1 protein-coding gene is annotated in these 266 nt (G+C 64.7%); it reads right to left on the reverse strand.

Annotated elements, in window-relative coordinates:
• Positions 1-266: acetylglutamate kinase (argB, locus tag ACLJNW_RS25675; RefSeq protein ID WP_410961435.1), on the reverse strand; the 266-nt coding region annotated here is incomplete at both ends.

The following is a 266-nucleotide window of genomic DNA, read 5'->3' on the forward strand; positions in this document are numbered from 1 at the left end:
GCCCTGCACCGCTTCCAGGGCGCAGCGGATCTTCGGCAGCATGCCGCCGTAGATGGTGCCGTCGGCGATCAGCTCGTTGACCTGTTCGGTGGACAGCCCGGTCAGCACCTGGCCCTGCTTGTCCATCAGGCCGGCGATGTTGGTCAGCAGCATCAGTTTCTCGGCCTTCAGCGCTTCCGCCACCTTGCCGGCCACCAGGTCGGCATTGATGTTGTAGGACTCGCCGTTGCTGCCCACGCCGATCGGCGCGATCACCGGAATGAAGT

This window comes from Salmonella sp. SAL4457 (genome assembly GCF_046548235.1).
Taxonomy (GTDB): Bacteria; Pseudomonadota; Gammaproteobacteria; order Enterobacterales; family Enterobacteriaceae; genus Salmonella; species Salmonella enterica.